General features: G+C 49.5%; 4 protein-coding genes and 1 tRNA gene. All 5 read left to right on the forward strand.

Features of this window, described 5'->3' with window-relative positions; all coding sequences use genetic code 11:
* The first annotated feature begins 11 nt into the window (after nucleotides 1-11).
* The 5 genes from recF (at nucleotide 12) to DWZ44_RS15450 (ending at nucleotide 6647) form a co-directional block, all read left to right on the forward strand.
* Nucleotides 12-1109 (forward strand): DNA replication/repair protein RecF, encoded by a 1098-nt coding sequence (gene recF, locus DWZ44_RS15430; protein WP_022462276.1) that lies wholly within the window; start codon nucleotides 12-14, stop codon nucleotides 1107-1109.
* A complete protein-coding gene (gene gyrB, locus DWZ44_RS15435) occupies nucleotides 1110-3041 on the forward strand; it encodes a DNA topoisomerase (ATP-hydrolyzing) subunit B (protein WP_022462277.1) in 1932 nt (643 codons plus the stop codon). It abuts the gene before it with no gap.
* A 30-nt stretch (nucleotides 3042-3071) separates the two neighbouring features.
* Entirely contained in the window at nucleotides 3072-5579 is a 2508-nt protein-coding gene (gene gyrA, locus DWZ44_RS15440; protein WP_117805252.1) for a DNA gyrase subunit A, read from the forward strand.
* A 74-nt stretch (nucleotides 5580-5653) separates the two neighbouring features.
* Nucleotides 5654-6358 carry a lysophospholipid acyltransferase family protein gene (locus DWZ44_RS15445; RefSeq protein ID WP_117805253.1) on the forward strand — a complete coding sequence of 235 codons (705 nt, stop codon included), beginning with the start codon at nucleotides 5654-5656 and terminating at the stop codon, nucleotides 6356-6358.
* A 201-nt stretch (nucleotides 6359-6559) separates the two neighbouring features.
* A tRNA-Ser gene (locus DWZ44_RS15450) sits at nucleotides 6560-6647 on the forward strand.
* Nucleotides 6648-6950: the final 303 nt, after the last annotated feature.

Here is a 6950-nt window from a genome sequence, read left to right on the forward strand (position 1 = left end):
GACGAGTGCTCATGTATATCAAATCTTTAGAACTGAAGAACTATCGGAATTATGAGAGTTTATGCATAAATATCAGCCCCGGAACGAATATTCTCTACGGCGACAATGCCCAGGGAAAGACGAATATTCTCGAGGCTTTATATCTCGCGGGTACGACAAAATCGCACCGTGGCAGCAAGGACCGCGAAATCATCCAGTTTGACCGGGAGGAAGCCCATATCCGGATGATGGTGGAGCGGAACGGCAGCACGCATAAAATCGATATGCATCTAAAAAAAAATAAATCCAAGGGAATCGCCATTGATGGAGTTCCGATCCGCAAAGCGTCGGAACTTTTTGGCATTGTAAATATTGTGTTTTTCTCTCCGGAGGATCTGAATATCATCAAAAACGGTCCTGCGGAGCGCCGGCGTTTCCTGGATAGCGAAATTTGTCAATTGTCAAGACTATACATGATCGAGCTTGCCAATTATAATAAAGTGGTGGCGCAGAGAAACAAGCTGCTTAAAGAGATTTCGTTTTCCGGCAGAATGGCGGATACGCTCGAGATCTGGGATGAGCAGATGGTCCGCTATGGAACAAGCATTATTTCCGAGCGGAAAAAATTTATCAGCCGCCTGAATGATATTTTATCCGAGATCCATCAGAATCTGACCGGAGGAAAGGAGCAGATTCTGATTACCTATGAACCGAATGTGTCCGAGGAAGCGTTTTCCGAAGAGTTAAAAGCCGGAAGAGAGCGTGATCTGCGTTTCGGACAGTCCTACACCGGGCCGCACCGGGACGATTTCTGTGTGCGGGTCAACGACATTGATATCCGTAAATACGGTTCCCAGGGGCAGCAGAGGACGGCGGCGCTTTCGCTGAAATTGGCGGAGATCCGTCTGGTCGAGGAGGAAATTCACGATACACCGGTTTTACTGCTGGATGATGTTTTGTCGGAGCTGGACGGCAGCCGGCAGAATTATCTTCTGCAGAGCATTCACAGCATACAGACACTGATTACCTGTACCGGACTGGACGAGTTTGTCGAAAATCATTTTGAGGCAAACAGCGTATTCCAGGTGGTCGAGGGATCTGTGTTTCACAAAGAAACAGGAGGAATCTAAATGAGTACAGAGAACATGGAAAAGACAGAGTATGGTGCAGACCAGATTCAGATTCTGGAGGGTCTGGAAGCCGTACGGAAGCGCCCAGGTATGTATATCGGCAGTACCTCCGCACGGGGACTTCACCATCTGGTCTATGAGATTGTCGACAACTCGGTAGACGAGGCACTGGCAGGATACTGCAAAAATATTGACGTTACGATTAACCCGGACAACTCCATCACCGTCATCGACGACGGCCGTGGTATTCCGGTCGGCATCAATCATAAGTCGGGCCTTCCGGCCGTTGAGGTTGTCTTTACGGTGCTGCACGCAGGCGGAAAGTTCGGCGGCGGAGGGTACAAGGTATCCGGCGGTCTGCACGGCGTTGGTGCATCCGTTGTAAATGCGCTGTCCAACTGGCTTGAGGTGCGCGTTTATCACGATGGAAAGGTTTATTTCCAGCGGTATGAGCGCGGAAAAACCATGAATAAGCTGGAGGTCATCGATACCTGTCCGATCGAAAAAACAGGTACCGAGGTCCGTTTCCTGCCGGATGACACGATGTTCGAGGAGACGGTTTATGATTACGACGTTTTAAAAACAAGACTCCGCGAGACCGCATTTCTGACCAAGGGACTGCGCATTGTTCTGCGCGATCTGCGCACGGATCCGGTAGTGGAAAAAGCATTCCACTACGAGGGCGGTATCAAAGAGTTTGTCAGCTACCTGAACAAGAGCAAAACGGCGCTCTACCCGGACATCATCTACTGCGAGGGAGAAAGAGACGGCGTTCTTGTTGAGGTTGCAATGCAGCACAACGATTCCTATCAGGAAAATACGTATGGTTTTGTCAACAACATTACGACACCGGAGGGCGGTACCCATATCGTGGGCTTCCGGAATGCGCTGACGAAAACCTTTAATGAATATGCAAGAGCAAATAAACTGTTAAAAGACAGCGAGCCGAACCTGACCGGAGAAGACATCCGCGAGGGTATGACGGCGATTGTCAGCATCAAAATCGAGGAGCCGCAGTTCGAGGGCCAGACGAAGCAGAAACTTGGAAACAGCGAGGCGAGAGGAGCAGTCGACAATATCGTGAGCACTCAGCTCGAGCTGTTCCTGGAGCAGAACCCGGCTGTCGCAAAAACGATCGTTGAAAAGTCCCTGCTTTCCCAGCGTGCGAGAGAGGCTGCAAGAAAAGCGCGTGACCTGACGAGAAGAAAATCCGCACTGGACGGTATGTCCCTGCCTGGAAAACTGGCAGACTGTACCGACAAGGATCCGAAAAACTGTGAGATCTTCCTGGTCGAGGGAGATTCCGCGGGCGGTTCCGCAAAATCCGCGAGAAGCCGTGCAACGCAGGCGATCCTGCCTCTGCGTGGAAAAATCCTGAATGTAGAGAAAGCACGTCTCGATAAAATTTATGCCAATGCCGAGATCAAAGCGATGATTACGGCATTCGGAACCGGAATCCACGACGATTTCGATATCACCAAACTGCGCTACGACAAGATCATCATCATGACCGATGCCGATGTCGACGGCGCGCACATCGACACACTGATGCTGACGTTCCTGTACCGCTTCATGCCGGAGCTGATCAAACAGGGCCACGTTTACCTGGCACAGCCGCCGCTGTTCAAGATTGAGAAAAACAAAAAAGTATGGTACGCATACGACGACGATCAGATGAATCAGATCCTCAATGAGATCGGACGCGGAGATAATAAGATCCAGCGTTACAAAGGACTGGGAGAGATGGATGCGGAGCAGCTCTGGGAGACCACCATGGACCCGGAACGCCGTGTTCTGCGCCGCGTTGTGTTCGATGAAGAGTATTCTTCTGAAATTGATCTTACCTTCAATACGCTCATGGGCGACAAGGTAGAACCGCGCCGTGACTTTATCGAAGAGAGAGCAAAATACGCAAACAACCTGGATATCTAAAAAGTCCTGTGAACTGAAGTGGAGGAAAAGATGGAAGATAATGTTTTTGATAAAATTCACGAGGTCGATCTGAAAGACACGATGGAGGAATCCTACATCAACTACGCGATGAGCGTAATTGCATCCCGTGCACTTCCAGACGTCCGCGATGGCTTAAAGCCGGTACAGAGACGTATTCTGTACTCCATGAGTGAACTGAACAATACGCCGGATAAGCCGCACCGTAAGTGCGCGCGTATCGTCGGTGATACGATGGGTAAATATCACCCGCACGGCGACAGCTCTATCTACGGAGCACTCGTCAACATGGCACAGGACTGGGCAACCCGTTATCCGATGGTGGACGGCCATGGAAACTTCGGTTCCGTCGACGGCGACGGCGCTGCGGCTATGCGATACACCGAGGCACGTTTAAGCAAAATCTCGATGGAGATGCTGGCGGATATCAACAAAGACACCGTAGACTTCGCCCCGAACTTTGATGAAACCGAAAAAGAGCCTGTTGTTATGCCGGCCCGCTACCCGAACCTTCTGGTAAACGGTACTTCCGGTATCGCAGTCGGTATGGCAACGAACATCCCGCCGCACAATCTGCGCGAGGTGGTAAGTGCCATTGTAAAAATTATTGATAATATCATCGAGGAGGACCGTACGACAGATCTCGAGGAGATTCTCAGCATTGTAAAAGGCCCTGACTTCCCGACCGGAGCAGAAATCCTCGGCACCCGCGGCATCGACGAGGCCTACCGTACCGGCCGCGGTAAAATCCGTGTTCGTGCGGTATCAAACATCGAGACACTGCCGAACGGAAAGAGCGAGATCATCGTAACCGAGATCCCGTACATGGTAAACAAGGCGCGCCTGATCGAGAACATCGCCGCGCTGGTAAGAGATAAAAAGATCGACGGCATCACCGGCATTGCGGACCACTCCAACCGTGAGGGTATGCGCATCTGTATCGAACTGCGCCGCGACGCCAATGCAAACGTCATCTTAAACCAGCTGTACAAACATACCCAGATGCAGGATACCTTTGGTGTGATCATGCTTGCACTGGTAAACAATCAGCCGAAAGTCATGAACCTTCTGGAGATGCTGACGTATTATCTGCAGCACCAGGAAGAGGTTGTGACGAGAAGAACGAAATACGACCTGAACAAAGCGCAGGAGAGAAGCCATATTCTGGAAGGACTCTTAAAAGCGCTTGACCATATTGACGAAGTGATCCATATCATCCGTGCATCCGCGAATGCGGCAGAGGCAAAGAAGAACCTGATGGAACGCTTCGATCTGAGTGATGCCCAGGCCCAGGCAATCGTAGACATGCGTCTGCGCGCTCTGACCGGTCTGGAACGGGAGAAGCTCGAGAACGAGTACAAAGAGCTGATGGCGCGCATCGAGCAGTTAAAAGCCATCCTCGCAGACCGCAAGGTGCTTCTTGGCGTTATCCGCAGGGAGATTCTGACCGTATCCGAAAAATACGGCGATGACAGAAGAACTTCCATCGGCTTTGATGAGTACGATCTCTCCATGGAGGATCTGATTCCGCGCGAGAATACCGTCATCACCATGACGAAACTGGGCTATATCAAACGTATGACCGTTGACAACTTCCGCAGCCAGAACCGCGGCGGCAAGGGAATCAAGGGCATGCAGACCATCGAGGACGACTACATCGAGGAGCTTCTGATGACGACGACCCATCATTACCTCATGTTCTTTACGAATACGGGAAGAGTCTACCGTCTGAAAGCATACGAGATTCCGGAGGCGTCCAGAACCGCAAGAGGAACGGCGATTGTCAACCTTCTCCAGCTGCAGCCGGGAGAGAAGATTACCGCTGTTATTCCAATGCGCAAATATGAGAAGGGCCATTATCTGTTTATGGCAACGAAAAAGGGACTGGTGAAGAAGACGCCGCTCGAAGAGTACGAGAACGTCAGAAAAACGGGTCTTGCTGCCATTGCGCTCCGCGATGATGATGAACTGATTGAAGTTAAGACAACTGATAACGAGAAAGAGATTATTCTGGTAACGAAATTCGGCCAGTGTATCCGCTTCAAGGAAAACGATGTGCGTACGACAGGCCGTGTTTCCATGGGTGTACGCGGCATCAACCTTCTGGACGGCGATGAAGTAGTCGGCATGCAGATCTGCACGCAGGGAGACTATCTCCTTGTCGTATCCGAAAACGGCATGGGCAAACGGACGCCGATGGCAGAGTTTACCGTACAGCTCCGCGGCGGCAAGGGTGTCAAATGCTATAAGATTACCGAAAAGACCGGAAACCTGATCGGTTCCAAGGCGGTCAACGAGGATAATGAGATCATGATGATCACCACAGAGGGAATCATCATCCGTACGCCATGCTCCGGCATTTCTGTGATGGGACGGATCACATCCGGCGTTAAGCTGATGGATGTGGACGGCGAAATCAAGGTTGCCAGCATTGCAAAAGTAAGAGACAAAGAGGCGTCCGAGGAGACTCCGGTTTCGGAGAAAGAGAACGAAACGGCTTCTGAGAAAACGCAGGAATAATACAGCGTCGCAAAACGTGTCTGAGAGAAAAAAGCTCAGGCACGTTTTTCTCGTTTGGTGAAGGGAAGAAAAATATGAAACGAATTTTACTGATGGTGCTGCGGAATCTGCTTCTGGTTCCGTGGATGTGGTGCCGGCTCTGTTACCATGCAGCGCATCCGGACAAGTACAGTCTGGAAGAGCACTTTAAAATGCTGCGCTTTATTGTACAGCGGGCGAACAAAGGCGGAAACGTCATTGTGGAATCCTATGGAGCAGAAAATCTTCCGGAGCAGGACGGTTTTGTGATGTATCCGAATCACCAGGGACTGTACGATGTGCTGGCGATCGCAGGAGCGTGCTCGCGTACCTTTACAGTTGTTGCCAAAAAAGAGGTAGAGCATATTCCGTTTTTAAAACAGGTCTTTGCGTGCATCCACGCGCTGTTTATGGACCGGGAGAATCTGCGGCAGTCAATGCAGGTTATCAATGAGGCGGCCAATGTCGTAAAAGAAGGCAAAAACGTCATTCTGTTTCCGGAAGGAACGAGGAGCAGAAAGGGAAACCAGCTGCTGGAGTTTAAAAGCGGCAGCTTCAAGATCGCAGTAAAAGCAAAATGCCCGATCGTGCCGGTTGCGTTAAAAAACTGTTTTGTTCCGTTTGATTCCAATACCGTCCGTCCCGTAACGGTAGAAGTACATTTTCTCGACCCGATCCCATACGAGGAATACCAGGGAATGAAGACAACAGAGATTGCCGAGATGGTAAAGAAGAGAATTGAAGCCGTCGTAACCGCGTAGCGGTTTCAGAAAAGAGCGTGATATGCGCTCTTTTCTGCTATTCTGGGGGCTGATTTGGGTTCTGTAAGGCATATTTTCTATAATAGTAAGAAAAAAACAAAAAATTCGAAAAAACGGGTTGACAAGAACGTAAGGTTTTTGTATAATAAACCATGCGTCACGAATGAGTGACCGCACATATCATTTTATATTTAGGCATTTGGAGAAGTACTCAAGTGGCTGAAGAGGCGCCCCTGCTAAGGGTGTAGGTCGGGTAACCGGCGCGAGGGTTCAAATCCCTCCTTCTCCGTTTAAAAGCCAAAAACAAAATGATATTTTTTGTGGAAAAAGTTCTTGACAAACAGCTTCACATCTGATAAGATAGCAGAGTTGGTGATGGGTTTGAAAAAACTAATCTCAAAAAAAATTAAAAAAGTTCTTGACAAAAGCGAATGAGTTTGATAAAATAAACGAGTTGCTGATCGAAAGAACGGCGAAGAAGTTAAAAAAACTTCAAAAAATAAATCAAAAAAGTTCTTGACAAACGAAAAGTTCTATGGTAAAATAAATGAGCTGATCCGAGTCGGAACGGCAAAGATCCTTGATAATTAAA

The sequence above is a fragment of the Blautia sp. AF32-4BH genome (genome assembly GCF_003460565.1).
GTDB classification, from domain to species: domain Bacteria; phylum Bacillota; class Clostridia; order Lachnospirales; family Lachnospiraceae; genus Fusicatenibacter; species Fusicatenibacter saccharivorans.

Bases quoted from the DNA above. Each gene is read 5' to 3' on its own strand.
- recF (WP_022462276.1), top strand. From the start codon at position 12: ATGTATATCAAATCTTTAGAACTGAAGAACTATCGGAATTATGAGAGT.
- gyrB (WP_022462277.1), top strand. From the start codon at position 1,110: ATGAGTACAGAGAACATGGAAAAGACAGAGTATGGTGCAGACCAGATT.
- gyrA (WP_117805252.1), top strand. From the start codon at position 3,072: ATGGAAGATAATGTTTTTGATAAAATTCACGAGGTCGATCTGAAAGAC.
- DWZ44_RS15445 (WP_117805253.1), top strand. From the start codon at position 5,654: ATGAAACGAATTTTACTGATGGTGCTGCGGAATCTGCTTCTGGTTCCG.